The organism is Fischerella sp. JS2, from assembly GCF_032393985.1.
Taxonomy (GTDB): domain Bacteria; phylum Cyanobacteriota; class Cyanobacteriia; order Cyanobacteriales; family Nostocaceae; genus Fischerella.
In genome coordinates, this window is record NZ_CP135918.1 from 25607 (window position 1) to 47889 (window position 22283).

At 40.4% G+C, this 22283-nt stretch carries 18 protein-coding genes; 9 read left to right on the forward strand and 9 right to left on the reverse strand.

The features are described 5' to 3' along the window. Positions 1-141: 141 nt before the first annotated feature. From RS893_RS00105 to RS893_RS00130, 6 genes are all read right to left on the reverse strand, one after another. Complete coding sequence (locus RS893_RS00105; protein ID WP_315789234.1) at positions 142-999, reverse strand: metal ABC transporter permease; 858 nt, start codon at positions 997-999, stop codon at positions 142-144. A gap of 25 nt (positions 1000-1024) precedes the next feature. Further along, the gene (locus RS893_RS00110) at positions 1025-1867 is read right to left on the reverse strand and encodes a metal ABC transporter ATP-binding protein (RefSeq protein WP_315789235.1); all 843 of its coding nucleotides are present in this window, start codon (positions 1865-1867) and stop codon (positions 1025-1027) included. An 18-nt stretch (positions 1868-1885) separates the two neighbouring features. Then, entirely contained in the window at positions 1886-2953 is a 1068-nt protein-coding gene (locus RS893_RS00115) for a metal ABC transporter substrate-binding protein (RefSeq protein ID WP_315789236.1), read from the reverse strand. A gap of 371 nt (positions 2954-3324) precedes the next feature. After that, positions 3325-4497 (reverse strand): molybdopterin-synthase adenylyltransferase MoeB, encoded by a 1173-nt coding sequence (gene moeB, locus RS893_RS00120; RefSeq protein WP_315789237.1) that lies wholly within the window; start codon positions 4495-4497, stop codon positions 3325-3327. A 78-nt stretch (positions 4498-4575) separates the two neighbouring features. Beyond that, positions 4576-5034: a M67 family metallopeptidase gene (locus tag RS893_RS00125; protein ID WP_315789238.1), complete on the reverse strand. Its 459-nt coding sequence runs from the start codon at positions 5032-5034 to the stop codon at positions 4576-4578. Positions 5035-5178: 144 nt separating this feature from the next. Next, on the reverse strand, positions 5179-5535 hold the full coding sequence (locus RS893_RS00130; protein ID WP_315789239.1) for a four helix bundle protein: 357 nt from the start codon (positions 5533-5535) through the stop codon (positions 5179-5181). 276 nt (positions 5536-5811) lie between these two features. On the opposite strand from RS893_RS00130, the gene mnmH reads away from it, so the two are divergent. Further along, positions 5812-6858, forward strand: a complete 1047-nt coding sequence (mnmH, locus tag RS893_RS00135) for a tRNA 2-selenouridine(34) synthase MnmH (RefSeq protein ID WP_315789240.1) — start codon at positions 5812-5814, stop codon at positions 6856-6858. Between the two features lie 336 nt (positions 6859-7194). Here the strand turns inward: mnmH and RS893_RS00140 are convergent, their stop codons facing one another. Together RS893_RS00140 and RS893_RS00145 are read right to left on the reverse strand one after the other, a co-directional pair. After that, positions 7195-7506 (reverse strand): hypothetical protein, encoded by a 312-nt coding sequence (locus RS893_RS00140; protein ID WP_315789241.1) that lies wholly within the window; start codon positions 7504-7506, stop codon positions 7195-7197. Between the two features lie 236 nt (positions 7507-7742). Continuing rightward, positions 7743-9437, reverse strand: coding sequence for a pentapeptide repeat-containing protein (locus RS893_RS00145; protein WP_315789242.1), 1695 nt, complete (start codon positions 9435-9437; stop codon positions 7743-7745). A 616-nt stretch (positions 9438-10053) separates the two neighbouring features. Here RS893_RS00145 and RS893_RS00150 point away from each other — a divergent pair. The 6 genes from RS893_RS00150 to RS893_RS00175 all read left to right on the forward strand — a co-directional run bounded on the left by RS893_RS00150 (position 10054) and on the right by RS893_RS00175 (position 17190). Beyond that, positions 10054-12978: a zinc-dependent metalloprotease gene (locus RS893_RS00150; protein ID WP_315789243.1), complete on the forward strand. Its 2925-nt coding sequence runs from the start codon at positions 10054-10056 to the stop codon at positions 12976-12978. 76 nt (positions 12979-13054) lie between these two features. Further along, positions 13055-13357, forward strand: a complete 303-nt coding sequence (locus tag RS893_RS00155) for a hypothetical protein (RefSeq protein ID WP_315789244.1) — start codon at positions 13055-13057, stop codon at positions 13355-13357. Positions 13358-13363: 6 nt separating this feature from the next. Next, positions 13364-13615, forward strand: a complete 252-nt coding sequence (locus tag RS893_RS00160; protein WP_315789245.1) for a hypothetical protein — start codon at positions 13364-13366, stop codon at positions 13613-13615. 71 nt (positions 13616-13686) lie between these two features. Further along, positions 13687-14532: a nucleoside triphosphate pyrophosphohydrolase gene (gene mazG, locus RS893_RS00165; RefSeq protein ID WP_315789246.1), complete on the forward strand. Its 846-nt coding sequence runs from the start codon at positions 13687-13689 to the stop codon at positions 14530-14532. Between the two features lie 514 nt (positions 14533-15046). Beyond that, on the forward strand, positions 15047-15484 hold the full coding sequence (locus RS893_RS00170) for a ubiquinol-cytochrome c reductase iron-sulfur subunit (RefSeq protein WP_315789247.1): 438 nt from the start codon (positions 15047-15049) through the stop codon (positions 15482-15484). A 395-nt stretch (positions 15485-15879) separates the two neighbouring features. Beyond that, entirely contained in the window at positions 15880-17190 is a 1311-nt protein-coding gene (locus tag RS893_RS00175; RefSeq protein WP_315789248.1) for a glutamate-5-semialdehyde dehydrogenase, read from the forward strand. Between the two features lie 1201 nt (positions 17191-18391). Here the strand turns inward: RS893_RS00175 and RS893_RS00180 are convergent. Beyond that, the gene (locus RS893_RS00180) at positions 18392-19807 is read right to left on the reverse strand and encodes an isochorismate synthase (protein ID WP_315789249.1); all 1416 of its coding nucleotides are present in this window, start codon (positions 19805-19807) and stop codon (positions 18392-18394) included. Between the two features lie 298 nt (positions 19808-20105). Here RS893_RS00180 and menA point away from each other — a divergent pair, with 298 nt between their 5' ends. Next, positions 20106-21014: a 2-carboxy-1,4-naphthoquinone phytyltransferase gene (gene menA / locus RS893_RS00185; protein ID WP_315789250.1), complete on the forward strand. Its 909-nt coding sequence runs from the start codon at positions 20106-20108 to the stop codon at positions 21012-21014. 148 nt (positions 21015-21162) lie between these two features. Then, positions 21163-22218, forward strand: a complete 1056-nt coding sequence (locus RS893_RS00190) for an o-succinylbenzoate synthase (RefSeq protein WP_315789251.1) — start codon at positions 21163-21165, stop codon at positions 22216-22218. The last annotated feature ends 65 nt before the right edge of the window (positions 22219-22283 follow it).

Genomic DNA, 22283 nt, shown 5'->3' on the forward strand with positions numbered 1-22283 from the left:
GCTGCGATCGCGCTTTCTTACGCCTTCTGCCCTCTTCAACAGACCTACTTAATTGCTAATTGACGAGTTTAAAACTTGATTATTTACGTAGGAAAGTAGTGAAACGGTATTAGTTCTGCCTGGAGTAAAACAAGAACCTCACTAACCTTGGTAATGTTGTGAAGAAAGGGGTGGTATATAGCGTTTACGCCGACTTTGAACACTTTTCCAAAGTAATACGCAGCCGAAAATTAAGGTTGACAGCAGGACAACACTAGCTCCAGAAGCTATATCTAAGTAGTAGCTTAGATAAATACCTATAAATGCGATCCCAGCTCCTAAAATTCCTGAAATTACTATTACATAACCGAAGCGATCGCTCAATAATCGAGCAATGGAAGCGGGAATCACCACCGCAGAGATAATTAATGTCACTCCCAGAACGTTAAGTGTTGCCACCAGTAATGTCGCTAGCATTAAAGCAAATAATGTATCCATTGCGACTACAGGTACTCCATGAACTTGAGCCACTTCTCTGTCAAAACACCAAAATAGCAAAGGGCGATAAAACAAAAAAACTAAGCTTAAAATTACAACTGTCACACCTGTAACAAACCACAAATCACTAGGAGAAACGCCCAGGACATTACCAAATAAAGCCGCCTCAAAGTTTTGACTGAATTTCCGATAAGTGCTGATTACGGCTACGCCCAAAGCAAAGCTAGCAGTTGTCACTATTCCAATAGCTGCATCTGAGTAAACTTTGCGCCCTGTTAAATATTGGATGAGCAAGGCAGCTGCAAATCCCCAAATTCCAGAACCAATATAAAAATTCAGTCCCAAAACGTAGCTTAGTACTGCTCCTCCTAAAATTGCATGGGAAAGACCGTGAGCAATGTAACTCATGCGGCGAGTAATAATGTACACTCCCATGACGCCGCACAATAGCCCCGCCATCACCCCAACAGCAATAGCACGGCTGAAAAATTCATACTGAAAAGGTTTGAGCAGAAATTCCATTACTTTGATTAGAGATTGAGGATTTTCAATTGTGCGTGTTGTGGTTGGAGTGAGATTGTCGCAAAATGGGCGGCAAATTGTCTTGCATCTGATGGCGCAAAGAAGTACCTTCATTAGCAATCAAAATGCGATCGCTTTGGTGAAAGACTACCATTTCTGCACCAAAGGTCTTTTTCAAGGTAGCAGGAGTAAAAATATCACTAGGCTGACCTTGAGCAATGATGCCATGATTGAAACACACTACCCAAGGTAGATGAGTTGCCACAGAGTTGAGGTCATGGGTAGAAAGCAGAATCGTCAAACCCTGCTGATTTAGTTCAGCTAACAGGTGTAACAGTTCGTGCTGAACGCGCAAGTCTGAACTACTGGTGGGTTCGTCTAAAAGGACAATTTCTGGTTCTCCTACTAATGCGCGGGCAATGAATACTCGTTGTTGTTGTCCGCCAGATAACTCACCGATCGGGCGATGGGCGACATGAGCTACTCCTACTCGCTCCAGAAGTGCCTTTGCTGCTATGCGATCGCGTCGTGAAGACCAAGGCAGAAATTGTTTTTTGCGGTAACGTCCCATCATTACTACTTCTATTGCTGTGACTGGAAAATTCCAATCTACTGTTTCTACCTGTGGCACATACCCGACTTTTGGCGGTGCTGTTCCTGACTTTAAGCGCTTTCCCTGAAACCAAATTTCACCAGCCCAAGGATGAACCAACCCTAATATTGCTTTCATCAGAGTGGTTTTGCCACTGCCTGAAGGCCCGACTAAGCCAGACAATTGCCCAGGATATAGGAGTAAATCAACGTTTGTCAAAACTGGTTGAGTTTGGAAACCACAAGTGAGATTTCTAATTTCTAGTATTGGTTCCATGCCCTAGTTTGGTGAGTACTACTGAGTCGTTTGAGTAGCAGTTGCGGTTGGGCCAACGACGTTGGTAGTGTTCAGCTTGTCAACCAGCTTGGGATTGCCCCCCAGATTTTCGGCAATGATTCGTAGATTATTTGCCATCATGCCAATGTAGGTGTGTTGGGGATTGGTATTTTCAATGGCATTAGCCAAACCCGTGCCTGGTAATTCGTCATCAGCTGTGTTAGCTGTTTTTACTTTCGCTTCACGGGCAATTTGCTCTTCTACTTTGCTGGGGTATACCTCAGAACCAAAAATAGCAGGTACGCCCAGCTTACGAATCTGTTCGATGAGTTTGGCAACGTCTTGAGCAGAAGGTTCTTTAAAATCTGAGGGTTGGATAGCACCAATCACTTCAAAGCCGTACTCTCTTGCCCAGTAAGCCCAAGAGTCGTGATATGTCAGAAGTTTACGATTTTTTGCTGGGATACTAGCCACGACTTCTCGTGTTACTTTGTCCAGCGCGTCGAGGCGTTGCAAGTAGTTATTTAAATTTTTGGCGTAGTATTCTTTACTCTGTGGATCTAATTGGGTTAATTGTTGAGCAGCTAGTTTGGCGTAAGCTTCAGCGTACTTAGGGTTTACCCATAAATGCGGATTCGGATCTCCCTTTTCTTTAGGAAAGCTAAAGTCATAAATCCACTGACTTTCGGTGATTGTGTTGCTACCTAGCTCATAAATGTTTGTTTGTTTAGGTTTAGAAGCTTTTGCTAGTTTTTCGGTTGGACTTTCCAAGTGAAGTCCATTGACAATAATTAAATTAGCTTTGGATAGCAAATCAGCATCGCTAGGACGTGGTTCAAAAGTGTGGGAGTCAGTACCTTCGGGAATGATGCCTTTGACTTCAACGCGATCGCCTGCAATATTACTGACAATATTTGTTAACGGAGCTACCGTTGTTACAACCAAAGTTTTACTTTTATTTTGGTTTTGTACAGGCTGTACAGTCGTAGCAGTTTCGGAGGGACTAGGTGATACTGCTGTTTTTTGAGATGCATTACAAGCGCTCAGTGCTAGACCAAGTGCTAATAGCAAAGCAGGGATTTTCATTACTTAATAGTAATAAATTCATAATTGTTAATTTCTTTCTCAGTACACCTTTTTTCTAATAATTAATGCAATGCCCTACTAGGGGATATTAAAGTACTTTTTAGATTTTTTTAAGATAAATCCCCTTTGAGAATTAACTCTCTTTTTCTGACTATTAATTAAGTTATTTCTCAAGATAGATGTAATTTAATGAAATCAAAGCCGTTCCTTATGTTACTGTACATTGCTTATGAGAAACTTGTTGTTAACAATTATCCTTATTTCTATCCTTCAGTCAATGTCCAAAATTGCCCTAATCACTTTACTAATAATTAAATGCACACAGATAAAACTTACCTGTATGCATTAATAAATCTCTTAAAATTTAATATCTAATATGTAGGCACAGATGGATCAACTTCCTTACTCCAAGCCAGAATTCCACCCTTGACGTTTGTACCATCAATTCCTGCTTGCTTGAGGATTCCCAAAGCTTTTGCAGAACGCATACCCGACTTACAATGAACAATCAAGCGATGACCGTTCACTAGTTCCTGGACTTTGTTAACACCATCACCATTTTCAATATCAGGTAAAGGTACTAATACAGAACCAGGAATCTTGGCAATTTCATATTCATTTGGGTTGCGAACATCCAGTAGTACAAAATTGTCAGCACCGCTATCCAACAACTGCTTCAATTCTTGCACAGTCATTTCGGAAAGTTCCATTTGCTGTTTAGCCTCCTCTGCTTGCGCTTGTGGAATACCGCAGAATTGTTCGTAATCTATCAACTTTTCAATTACTGGACGTACCGGGTTGGGACGCAACTTCAATTCGCGGAATTTCATTTCTAAGGCATTGTACAGCAGTAAGCGTCCACTTAAAGTATTACCCTGACCCATGATAATTTTGACAGTTTCTGTTGCCTGGATAACACCAATAATTCCTGGTAAAATCCCCAAGACACCGCCTTCTGCACAGGAAGGAACCATCCCTGGTGGTGGGGGTTCTGGGTACAAATCACGATAATTTGGCCCACCCTCGTAGTTAAATACCGTTGCTTGTCCTTCAAAGCGGAAAATAGAACCGTAAACGTTGGGTTTATCCAACAACACGCAAGCATCATTAACCAGATAGCGTGTCGGGAAATTATCAGTTCCATCAACTACAACATCATAAGGTCTAATAATGTCGAGGGCATTTTCGGAACTAAGACGAGTTTCGTAAAGATCAACCTGACAATAGGGATTAATTTCGAGAATGCGATTCTTAGCTGATTCAATCTTGGGTTTACCCACCCAAGAAGTACCATGAATCACCTGGCGCTGTAGGTTAGAAGTATCGACAACATCGAAATCAACAATACCGATGCGTCCAATACCCGCCGCCGCCAGATATAAAAGTAACGGTGAACCCAGTCCACCTGTACCGATACATAGTACGCTAGCAGCCTTAAGGCGCTTTTGCCCTTCTACACCTACTTCCGGCAAAATTAGGTGTCGGGAGTAGCGTTCGTAATCGTCTTTTGTTAGCTGGATTTCATCCAAATTCGGATTTAGCATAGCAGTTAGATGAGGAAGCGCGGACTTTATATCCTACCCAAAAACGATACCCTTTGTATCTTGGTGTCTTAGTGGTTTTTAAAGTAACTTTTCAATTGTCTCTGGTTGAAACTGGTGGTGATCATCAAGACACCAGCTATTAATTTCACCAGCTTTGCCATTTTGCACAGAAATTATTATGTAAGAGTATGCTTGCCAAGCACAGAGTCGGTCAAATTCTGAGGGAATTGCTGGATAGTCAGGATGAGAGTGATAAATACCTATTATATCGATAGAGCTTACCCGTGCTGCTTTTTGTGCTTTTAACATTACTTGGGGCGCGATCGCATACCTGCGCTGCTTCTCGTGTATGATTTCATCACCAGGAAAATCTGCCGCAGCTGCTGCACTCCAAGCATTTTCCGTGGGCATAATTTCAATTACAGTTTTGCCATCATCACCTAAATCACCAAAGATAATACCGCAGCACTCCTCCGGATAAGTTGCTTCGGCGTGACTACAGATAATTTGCAAATGTTGGGGAGTGAGTTTAATCATAGAACGACTGTTAGTGGTTAGGAGATAGTAGTTAATAGTTGGTTTTTAACCACTGTACGGGCGAAGCATTCGTAAGAAAACATTTCGTTTTTAATTCAAGATACCCATACAAATGCTTCGCCCCTACTAACCACTAACTACTAACTATCTATGGCTCAGCTTATCAATGAACAATTCCAATAATTCTTTTGCTTCCACTGTCTTGCTGACTAGGCGATCGTAATCAGTAGAATCAAGCATATCCAATTCATAACACAGCAAGAGATAATACTCTACCTCAATCGCTGCATCCATTGCCATTTCCAGAAAATTAACTTGATCTTCTCTGTCTTCGCGATTGCATCCCTGGGCTATTTTCACGGGGATTGCAGAACAGGCTAAACGTATTTGTTGTGTTAACCCCAGTAATTCCTCTTCTGGGAAAGACTGTGTAGCTTCATAGACTGCAACTGTTAACTCATGGGCTTTTTCCCATTCTCTGAGTTCTCGGAAGTCTGTCATTTTGATTGTATACCCCTGAAAAATAGTAGGGTGGGTACTACCCACCTTACTACTATGCCACTCGATGAGTGTTTAGTGTTTATTATTTCTAATTTGAGAAAATTCCAAAGCCCACATCCCCGACTTCATTGGAGAAGTCGGGAATCTTAGCTCTCACAAATGATTTAAGAATGCTATAGCTACGCTAAGGTGTTGATAGGAGCCTGATCCCATTTATAAAATCAGGAAAATAAACCTTGTTTTCCAACAATTATTTATTTCTAATATCGAAATCACATGCCACCTTTACCTACATACACTCAACAACCTTGGACAGAAACCTACAGTGAAATTATTGACGTTCGCTCTCCTCAAGAATTTACTGAAGATCACATTCCTGGCGCAATTAATTTACCTGTATTATATGATTCTGAACGCGTAGAAGTAGGAAGAACATACAAACAAATTAACCCGTTTCAAGCGAGGAAATTAGGTGCAGCTTTGGTAGCAAAAAATCTCTCTGAGCATATTACTCAACATTTTGCCAATAAAGAAAAGAAATATCATCCTTTAATATATTGCTGGCGCGGTGGACAGCGTTCTTTAAGTATGGCTTTGGTACTTAGCCAAATCGGTTGGCGGGTAACACTACTTGAAGGCGGCTACAAAACTTATCGTGCTTATGTGCGTCAGCAAATAGAAGAATTGCCCAAAAAATTTACCTACAAAATACTGTGTGGTTTTACTGGTAGTGGTAAAACCCATATTTTACAGCAAATGCGTGAACGGGGCGCTCAAGTATTAGATTTAGAAAATTTAGCTCAACATCGTGGTTCTCTATTAGGTGAGGAATGGCAAGATAAACTTTCACCTCAGCCTTCACAAAAGTACTTTGAATCATTACTTTTACAACAACTACAAAGCTTTAATCCTAATCAACCCATTTGGATAGAGTCAGAAAGTATAAAAATCGGTAAAATTTATTTACCCAAGTCTTTGTGGGAGAAAATGAAACAAGCCTGTTGTATAGAAATTCAACTACCAATTACTGTCAGAATTAAATTTCTATTACAAAAATATTCCCATTTCATAGAATATCCTGATATTTTAAAATTAAAATTGGAAACACTTAAATACCGTTATGGGTGGGAAAAAATACAACAATGGTATCAATTGATTGATGCTGAAAAGTGGGAAGTATTTATCAAAGATATTTTACATATTCACTACGATCCAACCTACCGCAAATCTATTCAACGCAATTTTAGTAATATTAAACAGGTGAGATATCTATACGATTTATCTAATGAAAGTATAAATGCTTTATTAGATTTAAGTTTGTAAATGAATACAATCAATCTCTTCTTCTATTTCTGTGTTGTCTCTTGCTTCATGCAGTTTATTAATGCATCATTTTAACTTTACTACGCTAGTAGGTCGGGTCAAGTTTACAACACTCAACATCATCAGGATAAGTTGGGTTGCTTTGTGTCAAGCTAACCTAGTTTAATGCAAAAATTTAGCTGTGTCGCGCCACTACAATTTAATGTTTACTTACCTAACAGCTACTTACCATGTTTTTTCTGTCTGCTTGAGTACAAAAATTGTACTCGACTTTAAAAATTTAATAAAACCACCACTAAACTGTAAACTTTTAATTTGTTCAGTAACTGGTTTACCTTATTGCTGATTAAACTTACTACCCAAAGTCCTAATATCAATGTAACTTCCAGGAGATTTAATAGTTAAATTGATGATAATCTGTTTAAGTGCCTCTTCTAAATCAGCCTGAGATTTAATATTAGACACTAAACATGAAGAAACACTATTTTCTTGTACTGTCTCAATACTATCTAATTCTGGGCTGTCACCAATTTCAAATAGCGCTACATATAACTCAGATTTTTCATCAATTTGATGAATGACAAATTCATTAGGATAGTTGATAAAAATTTCTCTTGCTCTTTTACTAGGGAAATGCTTAGATACCAATTCGCTAATACTTATTTGATATTGATTTTAAAAAATTTGGGTGTGACAGACAGTAATTCTTCTATGCTATATCTAAATCATAAACTATCTGAAATACGCAAAAGTACTGAGGAGAAATCATTTTTCATAGGTTAAGCTACTTTGGCTTTTAAATTGTGATTCTTTGCCAAAAAGAAATAATCTAGTTAACATAACCCCTGAAAAAATTTTATTTCCTCCTGCCCTCTGCCTCCTATTTAGACCAATCCCAACTGCTGCTTTAAAGCTTCTGGCATATTTACTGTTTTATCTAAACCACGTACATCTTCCCACTCTAAATTTTCATTCCAAGTCATTTTTTCTAGGTTGGCGTCGCTAAGATCTGCGCCGCCTAAAATCGCATAACTCAGGTTTGTATAACTGAGGTCTGCGCCACTGAGAATTGCACCACTCAAATTACTACCACTCAGGTTAGCGCTGCTGAGGTTGGCGTAACTAAGGTCAGTACCAAAGAGAATAGCATCGCTGATGTCTGCACCACTGAGATCAGCTTCGTTGAGAAGCACGCCACTAAGATCAGCTTCGTTGAGAATTACATCAGTGAGGTCTACACCACCTAGATCTGCACCCAAAAGAATTGCACTTCTGAGGTTAGCACCATTGAGTTTAGCACCGTTTAGTTTGGCGTAGCTGAGATCGGCGGCGATGAGAATAGCATTTCTCAAGTTTGTGCTAAAGAGAATAGTGTCGCTGAGGTTACTGCCTTTAAGATCAGCATGATTGAGGTCTGTACCGCTGAGGTCGGCGCGGCAAAGGTCGGCATAGCTGAGGTTAGCACCGTTGAGGTTCGCATCACTAAGATTAGCACCGAAGAGAATCGCGTGACTAAGATAGCTACTGCTGAGTTTTGCATCCCTAAGATTGCCACTAGTCAAGTTAGCATGGCTAAGATCAGCACCACTGAGATTAGCACTGCTGAGGTCGGCGTGACTGAGGTCGGCACGGTAAAGATCCGCACCAGCCAGGTTAGCACCACTGAGGTTGGTACTGCTAAGATCAGTACACCTGAGATTAGCACCAGCTAAGTTAGCACCACTGAGGTTAGCATCACCAAGGTTAGCAGTGCTAAGATTAGCACCACTGAAGTTAACACCAGTCAGGTTTGCATCCCCAAGATAAGCACTAGTGAGGTTAGCAGCGCTGAAGTTAACACCAGTTAGGTTTGCGTCCCCAAGATAAGCGCCACTAAAGTTATTGCTTTGGAGGAATTCCCCAACAACACTACAAAAATTACCAATTTCGATCGCATCGCTATAATTTATGACACGTAGGAGTTGGGATGTAAAAAAATTATCTTGATGTCGTTCACCAGAAGGATAGAAAATTATTTGGGCTTTAAGGTCATCTCGCTGTTGGGCATAGCGATGCAACTCCAATAGTAAAATCAACACATTTAGTCCTGTATTGATGTCTACCTGTCGTAGTCCGATCGCAATATTTTGCGCCTGCAACTGCAACATCTTTTTTTGGGGTAAATTTTCACTGGGTGCTGCATCTATAAATACCCCCTCACACCAACGCCGATAAAAATCTTCTAAACGCTGAAATAACAGCACAGGTCGAAAATCATTACTAGCAACCAACCTCTGCATTACTGCTTGCACAACTTCAATTGTTAATGCAGTATTTCCTAATAAATCATAAATGTTCTCATCTAATTGGCGATCGCTGATTTTAATATTCAATAAATCGTTGTTTTTTGTCCATTCTTCCAAGCTTTGCTGCAATTGTTCAGGTGATAGCAATTCTCTTAAATTATTTTGATGATTATTAATTTTTACTAAAGGGAAAACCCCTTGTAGTTCAAGACCCGTTAGATTTGATATCTCTTGTTCTTCTGTTCTTCTAATATAAGTTATCAAACGCTTCCAGACTTTATATAATAGTGCCATATATGTATCTGTTAATACTACTCACCAACTGATGATTTAGTTTGATTTACAGGAGTTTTTCCAGCTAAACAGTTGTCGATTCTCCAACAAATGTATTAATTAATACATTTGTTGATTTAAGTCTGACACCAATTTGACAAATAATTGCGACAATAGATTTACAAAATCTATAACCAGATAGAGTGTCCCAATCCAAAATGGTATGACTCAACTTTCTCCTCCAATTTCCCCAAAAATGTCTGCTTAAAAAGTTTTTTGTTTTTCACTAACCTCCAGCTATCTGATTGAGCTGTGACACTATTCTCGCAGCATTTTTAATTTGGTCAAATCTAAAAATAATAAGTACAGTTTGCTACAGACATAGTTGTTAGCAAAAATACTACAGTAAAACATTGCAATAAAGCGAAAAAATGTCAATGACAGCTAACATAAAAGTTTTTTGCTTGATATCAGGCGGTTAAATATGTTTCATCTGCCAATAGTCTAAGTTTGTACGGGAGAAGATCTTTGACATGCCTTGACACTCAGCCAATAGTAAGAACAACAGTTAAATCACAGCAGCTTTGCCTTGCAAGTATTAAAAATTAGATAATGAACGCAGCCAGGGACATTTCTGATGAAGAGACTAACTTTTTATGTTGTTGCTTTACATACTTTGTTTTTAGGAATAGTAATCGCTAACGCCAAGACACTGGCTGTAGAAGCAGGGAAGCAGAAGAGGGAAACAGCCTCCGTATTCCCTAATGTTTCCGTCCCCCTGTCTTCTGGTCTACCCTTGTCCAAAGTTTGGGTGATCAACAATCAAAAATCCCAACGCCAGTCTTTTATTTGGGTACAAGATACTAAAAAAACTGGACAGCAGCCTTTTTTACTGCTAGCGAAAGACTCACAAAAGCCCCATAAGGATAAGCCAGAAAAGCCAGACGAAAAACCTGATTCTACTTCCAAACCATCAAAAAAAGATGATTTGGAAGACTTTAACGAAGTCATCAAAGATACTCAAAAGCAGCAAGGTTTATTTACTCTGTACCGCAACAAAGACGAAAATAAGATATATCTAGAGATCAAACCAGAACAACTAAATAAAAACTTTCTCGCCACAGCAACCTTAGAATCAGGGATTGGTGAAGCTGGCATCTACAGTGGTATGCCTTTGCAGGATTTCTTGTTTTATTTCCAGCAGGTAGATAAAAAATTAAATTTTGTTGTTCGCAATGTCAATTTTCGTACCCGTGAAGGAGATCCACAGGCGCGATCGCTTGCCCGATCCTTTAGTGATTCAGTTCTCTACTCCATAGAAATTAAAAGCATTCATCCCCAACGCAAATCTATTTTGATCGACCTCAGTGATTTGCTACTAACAGATATAGCAGGATTAACCTCCAGTTTGGGATTACCGGGAAGCGCCGATGAGTCTTATTTTGGCAATGCCAAAGTTTTCCCGCAAAATGTCGAAATTGAGTCGGTGATGAATTTCTCTGGCAGTAGTAGCGACGAAGAAGACAGTGAGGAAACGCAAAATTTCATCACCGTACCTGATAGCCGTGGCTTTACCTTGCGAGTCCACTACAGTCTTTCTCAACTCCCAAATAATAATTACCAACCCCGGCTAGCAGATGATCGCATCGGCTATTTTATCACCGCCTACCAAGACCTATCCAACGACGAGCGTAAAGAACCCTTTGTCCGCTACATCAACCGTTGGCATCTGGAAAAACAAGACCCTAACGCCCCCATCTCTCCTCCCAAAAAACCGATAGTATTTTGGATAGATAACGCCGTTCCCCTAGAATACCGCTCTGCCATTACTGAAGGTGTCTTGATGTGGAACAAAGCCTTTGAGGCGGCTGGTTTTAAAGATGCCATCCAAGTCAAACAAATGCCAGATAACGCCAAATGGGACCCTGCGGACATTCGTTACAACACAATTCGCTGGATCAACACCATCGATGGATATTTTGCAATGGGGCCTTCCCGCGTTAATCCCCTGACCGGAGAAATTTTGAACGCCAGCATTTTAGTAGATGCTAGTTTTATCCGCGCCCTCAAAAGTGAATATCGCCAAATTATCCAACCCAACGAAAACGAACGACAAACCAGGACTTCCCTCACAGCCTTTATGCAAAATCGCTTGCTTTGTGCCAACGGTTTAGAAGCGAACAAAAACCAAACCAAGCGAAAGCTATTCGCCAAACATTTATCGAAACTAGCTGGAGAGTATGACCTTTGTTATGGAATGGAAGCTGCTAACCAATTTGCTTTTGGTTCGCTAGCAATGAGACTCCTGCAACCAGCACCTCCTAGCAGTGAACAGATAAAAAATTATATCCATCAATATTTAAGGTTAATTATTGCTCACGAAGTCGGACATACTCTGGGGTTACGCCACAACTTCCGTGGTAGTACCATGCTGACACCAGAACAACTCAACAATACAGATATCACCCGTAATAGAGGCCTAGTTTCCTCTGTAATGGACTACATTCCACCCAACATTGCGCCCCAAGATCAAAAACAAGGAGATTATTTTCCTCAGATGGTGGGGCCTTATGATGATTGGGCAATTCAATACGGCTACACCCAATTTCCAGCAACAACTCCCGTAGCTGAGAAACCCTTTTTGAATAAAATTGCCGAAAAATCTGACCAGCCAGAATTGACTTATGCCACAGATGAAGATATGTATGACCTAGATCCCACTGCCGACGCTTGGGATAACAGCAATAATGTCTTGCTTTATTCTCGGTGGCAATTGGAAAATGCCCGGATCATGTGGGATCGCCTCAACAAACGCCCTCCTATGGATGGCGATAGTTATAGCGATATGAGAGAACAGTTTGGTACAGTACTGGGAAATTATTTCCAAAACATTTACTACGCGACAAAATACATTGGTGGACAGTCTTTTTACAGAGTTCATCCTAGTGAGAAACAACAAAAATTACCGTTTAAAGCAGTGCCAGTAGAAAAACAACGGCAAGCATTAGCGCTTTTGCAAAAGTATATTTTCGCTGAAGACGCTTTTAACTTCTCACCAGATTTACTGAACAAATTAGCGCCATCGCGTTGGCGACATTGGGGTAGTAGCCCCCGCATCGGTCGCTTAGACTATCCGATTCATGACTTGGTACTGTTCATGCAGAGTTTGGTGTTGTGGGATTTGCTTTCAGGCGATCGCCTCTCCCGTCTCAAAGACATGGAATTCAAAAACAAAGCCGAAAATTCCCTGACATTGCCTGAATTATTTGATACTCTACAAAATGGTATTTGGACAGAAGTATTAAAACCCCAAGGCAAAACCATCGAGATTTCTAGCTTACGTCGAGGCTTACAGCGCCGATACGTGGAAACTCTCAATGAAATGGTCTTGCGAAAACAAGAAGTTCCAGAAGATGCTCGGACTCTAGCTTGGTATAAACTGAAACAGCTATCTGAAAAACTAGATAACGTTCGTGGTGGTGATGAATATACCAAAGCACATTTACTAGAGACACGCGATCGCATCAAGAAAGTTTTGGATGCACCTTTGCAGGGGAATTAGAAAAATTCAGTTATCAGTTATCAGTTATCAGTTATGCCTAATGTGAATTAGAAAAAAAGGTGGGAGAAGTAAGAAGATGAAAGTTACCAGCTTTTCACTTCAGACTCCCCCCATGACTAGCATAGACTTTGGAACACTATTAACGACAATCTTTGTAGTAGATGATTGCTATGAAAAGCAAGTAAAAAATACAACTCTCCTAAAGCCAGGAGTGAAAGCAAGTATGAGCGAAAGTGAAATCATGACACTGGCACTAGTCATGGATTATCTACCATTTCCAGGAGAAACACAGTTTCTGGGTTTTATCCGAGGTAATTACAAAGAATGGTTTCCAAATTTACTTGACCAAACTCAATTTCATCGTCGGTTACGCAAATGAGATGGAATGTTAGAAAAATTACGTCGCAGTTGGGTAGAGCAATTGCTTGGGGAAAGTGAAAAATATTTCATTGTTGACACTAAACCATTACCAGTATTAGGACTCAAGCGTGACAAGCGATATAGTGACTTTGCCGGAAACGCTGCCCGTAATCCCGACCGCCTACTCAACAAAACCGTTGATGGTTTTTGTGTACATATTGCTGCCAAGATTGCATCTGACACACTACGTTTTTTGCTTCGCCGACGTTTGCATTAATGTTCTCACTTTCCAATCTCAACCTCTTTAATTCACATTAGGCGTCAATTACCAATTACCGATTACCTATTATGTCTAATCTTCAAAAAAAGAATCAAACACAATCTGATGCTGATACTTTGGCAGCGTTACAAGAATTAATAGATGTGGTGGCAAAGTTGCGATCGCCTGATGGTGGTTGTCCCTGGGATTTAGCGCAAACTCCCGAAACATTGACACCGTATGTCATTGAAGAAGCTTATGAGGTGATAGATGCGATTAACAGTGGGGATAAAGAAGCGATCGCTGAAGAATTAGGGGATTTGTTGTTACAAGTTGTCCTGCAAGCACAAATCGCCAAGGAATATGGGCAATTTTCTTTACAAGAAGTAGCACAAGGTATTTCCCAAAAGCTAATTCGGCGTCATCCTCATGTTTTTGGGGATGTGTTGGTGCAAAGCGTAGATGAAGTGCGGCAAAATTGGGAACAAATCAAAGCAACAGAAAAGGGAGAACCATCTCCAGAAAATCAAAAACTGAGTACAAAACTCAGTAGTTATGCCCGTAAGCTTCCACCCTTAATGGCGACGATGAAAATTTCTCAAAAAGCTGCTGCTATTGGGTTTGAGTGGGAAAATATTGATGGAGTATGGGACAAATTCCACGAAGAATTGCAAGAGTTTCAGGAAGCTTTAGCTCACGAAACACCAGAACGACAACAAGCTGAATTAGGGGATTTATTATTTTCTATTCTCCAGCTTGCCCGTTGGTATAATCTCAATCCCAGTGAAGCTTTACAAGGAACAAATCAACGTTTTATTCAGCGCTTCCAAAAAATAGAAGGATTTGCTGATCGCCCCCTGTCTGATTACACTCTCGAAGAATTAGAAGCACTTTGGCAGGAGGCGAAGGCACAAATAAAAAGGGATAGGGGATAGGAGACAAGGAGAACCAGGGAGGTCGGGGAGTGTGTAGACGAGGCAGTGCGGTGGACTCTTCTCCCGGCATAAAGCACGTGGCGTCATCTGCCGTGCGCTCATAGGCTTCCCGTAGGGTGGAGTATGGGGGGTGTGGGGAGACAAGGAAATTAATTAACAACTATTGACTATGGACTATGGACAATTGACCACTTACAACTTAATTGTGATTGTCTTGACTTCAGTGTAATGTTCTAGACAATACTCACTGAGGCCGCCGCAGGGTGCAGCAGTGCCAAAGACGTGGTAGCAATTGACCCACACAATACTAGCACGGACGTTGTTGGCTATAGCATAGGCTTTGGTAATATCTTTAGACGCTAAGTAATCTATTAATACGCTGCTCTGTATACAGGAAATGGTGTGATGTTATTTATATAAGTTCTGATTTTTTTACATGCTATTAACATAAAAAGCTACAGCAATTAACCATAAACTGGATTTAGCTCAATTTTCCGAATTGTAGAAACAGCTTATGAATCGTCGTGAATTTATCGCTTGGGTAGGTGTGGGGAGTTTGGCTAGTTCTCTACCTGTAGTCATTGCAGCTTGTTCTTCTCAAACCAAATCCCAATCGACTAACACTCCTGTGCGTGCTGATGGTTTTCAAGTAGTTGGCACAGTAGCAGATTTAGACAAAAACGGTCAACTCTTCAGGGAGGAAACTGCTGTTGGTAAGGTGTTGGTCATTAAAGATCCCAGTAACACTAGCAAGATAATTGCCGTTAACCCTACTTGCACCCATAAAGGTTGTGTTGTGGGATGGAATCAAGACCAAAGTTCCTTTGTATGTCCCTGTCATGGTTCTAAATATGCCAGTGATGGCAAAGTGACAAATGGCCCAGCAGAAAAACCTCTTTCTACCTACACAGCTAAGGTGGAAGGCAATGAAGTTTTGGTCAAAGGAAGCTAATCACACTGCATCTGCTTTGAGATAAAAAGTGAATACACCCTAATGATCAACAAATAACGCTTTTTGATCCAGCCAATGGTTTGGTATAAGCTCTTTGTTACTCATCCAAGTTCAGCTAAGAGAGATTCTTGGACTGCCTGAGATAGAAGATGCTGTGCAACCTTTTTTAGGCTTTTGTTCTTTGAGACTATATACATTAATTATCAAGCAAGTAAGTGATTTATACTGATCCAAAAACTCACATAATGTTAGTGATCTAACTCATTGATTTTTACTCAGTAGATGGTGTTTCCATTTTTAATAATTTGATAGCTAGCGGATTTCAGTTTGTGCTTTTCCCCTCCCATGAGTTGATACGATTGGAAAACGGCATAAGATTTAGGTTGTTGTGTGGCATGAATATTTCTGGTGATAACTCATCAAACCTAGTTGCAATAGCGAAAAAAACACGCTTGGCAGCACTCAAGCTTTCAGTTTTATCAACGGAGGCAAAAAATCAAGCGCTCGAAGCGATCGCTCAAGCTTTAGAATCAGCAAAAGATGAAGTTTTGCAAGCGAATGTTGCTGATTGTCAAACTGCTGCTGCTGAAGGTATAGCAAAACCACTTTATAAACGCTTGCAGTTAGATGAGTATAAGTTAAAAGATGCGATCGCAGGAGTAACAGATGTCGGCAAACTAGCTGATCCTGTGGGTGCAGTGCAAATTCACCGCGAACTTGATACAGGTTTAATTCTCAAACGCATCACTTGTCCTTTAGGTGTTTTGGGTGTGATTTTTGAAGCGCGTCCAGAAGCGGCAATTCAAATTGTAGCTTTGGCAATCAAGTCCGGGAATGGTGTGATTCTCAAAGGTGGTAAAGAAGCCATTCGTTCTTGTGAAGCCATTGTCAAAGCAGTTAAACAGGGATTATCTACAACTGCTGTTCACCCAGATGTGGTACAGTTACTGACAACAAGAGAAGAAACTTTGGAACTTTTAAAATTAGATAAGTATGTAGATTTAATTATTCCTCGAGGTTCTAATGCTTTTGTGCAGTTTGTGCAGGAAAATACCCGTATTCCCGTACTAGGACATGCTGATGGCATCTGTCATCTCTATATAGATAAAGCAGCTGATTTCAACAAAGCAATCACTATCACTGTTGATGCCAAAACCCACTATCCGGCTGCATGTAATGCCATCGAAACTTTACTAATTCATGCTGAAATTGCCCCAGATTTTCTACCAAAAATTGCTGAGGCTTTGCAAACCCAAAATGTAGAATTAAGAGGCGATGAACGCAGTCGCGAGATTCTACCAAGTCTCACATTAGCCACAAAAATAGACTGGGAAACTGAATACAGCGATTTGATTTTGGCAATTAAAATTGTAGATTCTTTAGAAGCAGCGATCGCTCACATTAATGATTATGGTTCTAAGCATACCGATGCGATCGTCACTGAAGATGCAAAGGCGGCTGAAACTTTCCTCGCACTAGTAAATGCCGCAGGAGTTTACCACAACTGTTCTACTCGCTTCGCAGATGGTTTCCGTTATGGTTTCGGTGCTGAAGTCGGAATTAGCACCCAACAAATGCCACCTCGTGGGCCTGTTGGTTTAGAAGGATTAGTTACATACAAGTACCAGTTAACAGGTGATGGTCATATTGCTGCCAATTACACTGGTGCTAATGCCAAATCTTTTACTCACAAGGATTTGGCATAATATCATGTTCGCTTGAATATTTATACTGTCGCGTGGGCTGGTAATAGGTAATTGGTAATTGGTAGTGGCGCGACTGCCTTAAAATAGTGCATTAATAAACCGCACCAGGTACAGAGAACACAGAGGTAGAAGAAGAGATTTATTGCACTATTTTAGTCTGGTCACGCTACTACAATTCAAGGTTTACTTTATAAATCATCTTTTAATGCCTTAGTGGTTCAATAAAATTTCTTTTTTCACCACAAAAACACAAAGACACGAAGAAAAGTGTTGTTCAAATATGTGTGAGTTGCACGAGAAAATAAGGAAAGCACAATTAATTTTGAAACAGCATAGATTGGTTACTTAATATGATTGTGCTTCCTAAGTTGTTACGTAACTTTAAATTTAGCTCGGTAAATGGTAGGTAGTGGTTATTGCACCGCTGGTTAAGCTTATTCAATATATTACCTGAGATAATAAATAAAAAAAAGTAGTCTTAGTTGCCAGTTTGGCAATTTTAGTTGTGGAGAAGAAGATAAATACTTATGATATATTTTACTAATATATAGATATGTTAGATTGCAAATTTGTGTTGTATACTCACACCTAAAAAACACAGGATAAAAAATAAGTACGGTGCGATCGCTTCAAATTTTCAAAGTAGGGGTATAGGGGCTTATACCAATTTTGGATTTTGGATTTTGCGAAAAGTTTGTAGACACGGAGTAGCTTAAGGCTAGGGTGCGGAGGTTTCCTCCGTTAGCGTAAGTTCCGAAAGCGATAGCGAGGCTCAAAACTTTTCAAGACGGATTTTAGATTGAAAGTCTTTATTGCAAAGCTGTTTCTTTCAGAAGGCAGAGGGCAGGAGGCAGAAGGCAGAAGGCACCCACGCTTAAAAACGTGGGATTGAAACAAGGACGCTTTATACCTCGCTGCAAGCAGTCTCAGTATAATTCTTTCTTTTAAGTGGGCAGCCTACCCACAACTGAAGTTTTTATTAATACTTCTTTCCTTCTGCCCTCTGCCTTCGTACTTCTGCCTTGCTTGGTAATTTCAAACAATACTACCTATCCCAATTTGGTATTAGGGGTGTAAGAGTGTAGGGAAAAGTAAACACCTATTGACTTACTTATATTTTGAGTTCCAACCAAGTTCTTTCCCTTACACCCCTACCCTTTTATACCCATTCTTAAGGGATAAACTTGGTGTGTGAGTCCTATTAAACTAATGCTTTTAGTAAAGCTTGCAGCTTGAGTTGAATTTCTGTGAGTTCTTTTTCAGGGTCAGAACCTGCAACGATACCAGCACCAGCGTAAAGCCTAGCGCGATCGCCATTTATGAGTGCGGAACGAATCCCAACAATAAACTCACAGTTACCATCTGCGTCTATCCATCCCAAGGGTGCAGCATATAAACCCCTTTCAAAACTTTCGTAACGACGAATTTCTACACAAGCTGCATCTGGTGCAGTACCTGCAACTGCTGGTGTAGGATGCAGTTGGGAAACTATCTTTAAAGGATGCACTTCATTAGGAACTATGGCACTAATTGGTGTCCATAAATGCTGAATATTAGATAATTGTCGCAACCGGGGCGGTAATATTTGCGGTAATAAACCGAGTTGTGAGAGGCGTTGAGTAATAAAATCAATTACTAGGGAATGTTCGTGTCTTTCTTTTTCACTGTTGAGTAGGCGATCAGCATTGGTAGCATCTTCCGCAGGTGTTTTACCCCGTGCTGCGCTACCCGCTAAAGCATCGGTGATGAGTTGTTGGTTGTGAATACAGATTAAACGTTCTGGACTTGCACCAATAAAGTTTTGTCCTTTGCCGTTACTTGTTGAGAAAATATAACAATTCGGATGTAGCTGTCGCAAGTTATGCAAGGAATTAAACAAATTAAATGGGGTATTGGATCTAACGTCTAGTGCATCTGCTAGCACAATTTTACTGATATGGGTAGAGCGAATCGTTTCTAATGCTGACAATACCGAACGTTTAAATTTTTCTGGATTAGCAACGGATTTTTTACTAAACTTTGGCTCTTGAAAATCTTGGTGAAGAGAATAAAATTCCCAAGAGTGAATAATTTCAATTTTTCTCCAGAGACTCTGTAAGATTTTTTCAATATTAACGTCAGCATGGATGATAAAATTAGCAACTAATATACAGCATTCTTCTTTCACAGATATTTGCCAACGAGGAAGAAAAACTGTAGCTGCTGGAAATGGATAATTTTCTTGGTTATTTATATCAAAAAAACTAAAACCACAGAAAAATAGTGGTTTGGAAAAACTTCTTTCTGTGTTGCCAAAATTAATTATATTTTTTAAACAATACTTGATAAATCCTTCAGATTTGCTAAACCTTTCCTTTCCTTCTATTTGTAATTTTGCTACAGCACCAATTGCAGCGATCGCTTCTTTTTTGCCCTGGTTTTCCCAATAAAAATTTAATTGATGTGGTTGTGCCAGTTTATTAAGTACTACTAAGGGGTCAACCAAGTTAATTTCTAGCGAAATACTGGCAATTTGAGTGGAATTATTTTTGATACTCTTCCGCTGAGCAGCAACAAGAAATTGGTATAGTTCCCTATTATATACACAAAAGTCAGCGGCACATGGTGAAACTGTCATGGATCTAAAAATAGTAAATTTTTTTGAAGTAATCTTCCTAAACAGTGATAAATCATGGTCGTATTTCTACAGGTAACACAAACAGTCGCTGTTTCACCAGCGTGTTGGCTCTGCCAAATTATGGTTTTGCAATACCATGTGTGGCATAGTCTAGCTTTGTGGTGCAGATTGTGGCCATTAGCAAGAATTAATCGCAAACGTAGAAAAATCTTTCTTGAGGTGTTACCTGTAGATAGCCTGGATAAAACCAGAAATATTGGACAGAAGAAAGTGCTAACAATATAATTAACTGCGACTGATGACTACAAATCTGATTTCATATCCCAAAAATAATGCCAAAAATAAATTATGGATGGCAGCAATAAAACCGCCGATGTACAGTGTTGCAATTATGCCTATCTGGGTAGGAACGGCTGTTGCATTTGCGGAAACTAAAATTTGGAATTGGACTGTTTTTTCTGTTTTCTTAGCTGCGGCAATTTTAATTTTGGCATGGGAAAACCTCAGCAATGATGTCTTTGATTCTGAGACAGGAATTGATCAAAATAAACATCATTCTTTAGTGAACTTAACAGGTAACAAACTATTAATATTTTGGTTAGGAAATATATTTTTATGTTTAGGCTTGCTGGGAATACTAGCGATCGCTTGGTGGCAACATGACTGGACTGTAATTGGGTTAATTCTGGTCTGTTGTGCTTTGGGCTACGTTTACCAAGGGCCTCCCTTTCGTTTAGGATACCAGGGTTTGGGGGAAATCCTATGCTTTTTTGCCTTTGGGCCAATCGGCATGGCGGCAGTATACTACAGCCAAACTCAAAGTTGGTCAATACAGAATTTAGCAGCTTCAGCAATTGTTGGTATCGCCACAACTTTAATTTTGTACTGTTCGCACTTTCACCAGGTGAAAGACGATTTAGCCGCAGGGAAGCGATCGCCTATTGTTCGTCTGGGAACTCAAAGAGGCGCACAACTCCTTAGCTGGTTTACTGCTAGCATTTACATCTTCACCTTGGTATTTGTACTTGCAGCAGTTTTTCCCGCATGGACATTACTGAGTTGGGTGAGTTTACCCTTCGCGATCAAGTTATGTCGCCACGTTCAACAAAATCATCACAACCCAGAACAAGTTAGTAACTGTAAATTTATCGCCGTCGCCGTGCATTTTTGGTGTTGCTTGCTGTTTGGTGTGGGATTTGTGCTTTGACAACGCGATTTGAGTTTGAAACGGACTCGTGGTGATTGTCCTTAGTCATCCTCTAACAGGATTTTGGATTTTGGATTGATACCACAGATGAATCTGGGGGTTTAAATCACGGTCATTTGCAATGACAAATGACCATGACAAATGACAAATGACAAATTATCAATTTGACTTTCGTCCTTACCAACGAAAATTTGTACGCCCAGTTGCTACCAGTCACGGTATCTGGGAGATCCGTGAAGGTATTATTCTTCGCCTCATAAATGAAACCAACAAAGTAGGTTGGGGAGAAATAGCGCCGATTAGCTGGTTTGGTTCCGAATCCTTAGCACAGGCTTGGGATTTTTGTTGTCACCTACCAAAAGAAATTACACAGGAAACAATTTTTTCCATCCCCGATCAACTACCAGCTTGTCAATTTGGATTTGAATCAGCACTTTGGGAAATGAAAGAGTGGAAAAGTAGGATAGTGGGAGATAAAAGAATTCTTCTTTCTCCCCATCACCCCTACCCTACGGGAAGCCGAAGAAGGCGCGTCTACACCCCATCCCCCCATCCCCCCACTCCCCTCACCTACAGCGCCTTACTACCCGCAGGAGAAGCAGCACTACAAGCGTGGGAAAATTTGTGGCAGCAAGGGTACTCTACTTTTAAGTGGAAAATCGGGGTTTATCCTACGCCTGTTGAACTCAAAATTTTAGATTTACTCACGCAAAATTTACCAGCCTCTGTGAAACTGCGATTAGATGCTAATGGTGGATTGAACCAAGAGGAAGCAAAGTTGTGGTTGGAGAGTTGTGATCGCCGCAAAGTCAATATTGAATTTCTCGAACAACCCTTATCTGTAGATCAATTTCCGCTAATGCTGGAGTTGAGTCAACGCTATCAAACAGCGATCGCTTTAGATGAGTCTGTTGCTACACTCCTACAGCTAAAGTACTGCTTTCAACAAGGTTGGCGAGGGATTTTCGTCATTAAGCCAGGAATTGTCGGTTCTCCATTTCGCCTACGTCAATTTTGCCAGCAGCATGAAATTGATATGGTATTTTCTTCTGTATTTGAAACTGCAATTGGCAGAAAAGCAGCCCTGCAAATAGCAGTAGAATTATCCAGACACAACCGGGCGATGGGTTTTGGTATTGATCATTATTTTGTTGAGGAAGAGGGGATTGGGGAGGTGGGGAGGTGGGGGGAGTGTAAGGAGTAGGGGGAGTGTGAGGAGTATTAACGAATAACCAACTACTAACCACTAACTACTAACAACCAGCCATC

Excerpts from the sequence above, each read along its gene's own strand:
- RS893_RS00105 (WP_315789234.1), bottom strand. The coding sequence starts at position 999 with ATGGAATTTCTGCTCAAACCTTTTCAGTATGAATTTTTCAGCCGTGCT.
- RS893_RS00110 (WP_315789235.1), bottom strand. The coding sequence starts at position 1,867 with ATGGAACCAATACTAGAAATTAGAAATCTCACTTGTGGTTTCCAAACT.
- RS893_RS00115 (WP_315789236.1), bottom strand. The coding sequence starts at position 2,953 with ATGAAAATCCCTGCTTTGCTATTAGCACTTGGTCTAGCACTGAGCGCT.
- moeB (WP_315789237.1), bottom strand. The coding sequence starts at position 4,497 with ATGCTAAATCCGAATTTGGATGAAATCCAGCTAACAAAAGACGATTAC.
- RS893_RS00125 (WP_315789238.1), bottom strand. The coding sequence starts at position 5,034 with ATGATTAAACTCACTCCCCAACATTTGCAAATTATCTGTAGTCACGCC.
- RS893_RS00130 (WP_315789239.1), bottom strand. The coding sequence starts at position 5,535 with ATGACAGACTTCCGAGAACTCAGAGAATGGGAAAAAGCCCATGAGTTA.
- mnmH (WP_315789240.1), top strand. The coding sequence starts at position 5,812 with ATGCCACCTTTACCTACATACACTCAACAACCTTGGACAGAAACCTAC.
- RS893_RS00145 (WP_315789242.1), bottom strand. The coding sequence starts at position 9,437 with ATGGCACTATTATATAAAGTCTGGAAGCGTTTGATAACTTATATTAGA.
- RS893_RS00150 (WP_315789243.1), top strand. The coding sequence starts at position 10,054 with ATGAAGAGACTAACTTTTTATGTTGTTGCTTTACATACTTTGTTTTTA.
- RS893_RS00155 (WP_315789244.1), top strand. The coding sequence starts at position 13,055 with ATGAAAGTTACCAGCTTTTCACTTCAGACTCCCCCCATGACTAGCATA.
- RS893_RS00160 (WP_315789245.1), top strand. The coding sequence starts at position 13,364 with ATGTTAGAAAAATTACGTCGCAGTTGGGTAGAGCAATTGCTTGGGGAA.
- mazG (WP_315789246.1), top strand. The coding sequence starts at position 13,687 with ATGTCTAATCTTCAAAAAAAGAATCAAACACAATCTGATGCTGATACT.
- RS893_RS00170 (WP_315789247.1), top strand. The coding sequence starts at position 15,047 with ATGAATCGTCGTGAATTTATCGCTTGGGTAGGTGTGGGGAGTTTGGCT.
- RS893_RS00175 (WP_315789248.1), top strand. The coding sequence starts at position 15,880 with ATGAATATTTCTGGTGATAACTCATCAAACCTAGTTGCAATAGCGAAA.
- RS893_RS00180 (WP_315789249.1), bottom strand. The coding sequence starts at position 19,807 with ATGACAGTTTCACCATGTGCCGCTGACTTTTGTGTATATAATAGGGAA.
- menA (WP_315789250.1), top strand. The coding sequence starts at position 20,106 with ATGACTACAAATCTGATTTCATATCCCAAAAATAATGCCAAAAATAAA.
- RS893_RS00190 (WP_315789251.1), top strand. The coding sequence starts at position 21,163 with ATGACAAATTATCAATTTGACTTTCGTCCTTACCAACGAAAATTTGTA.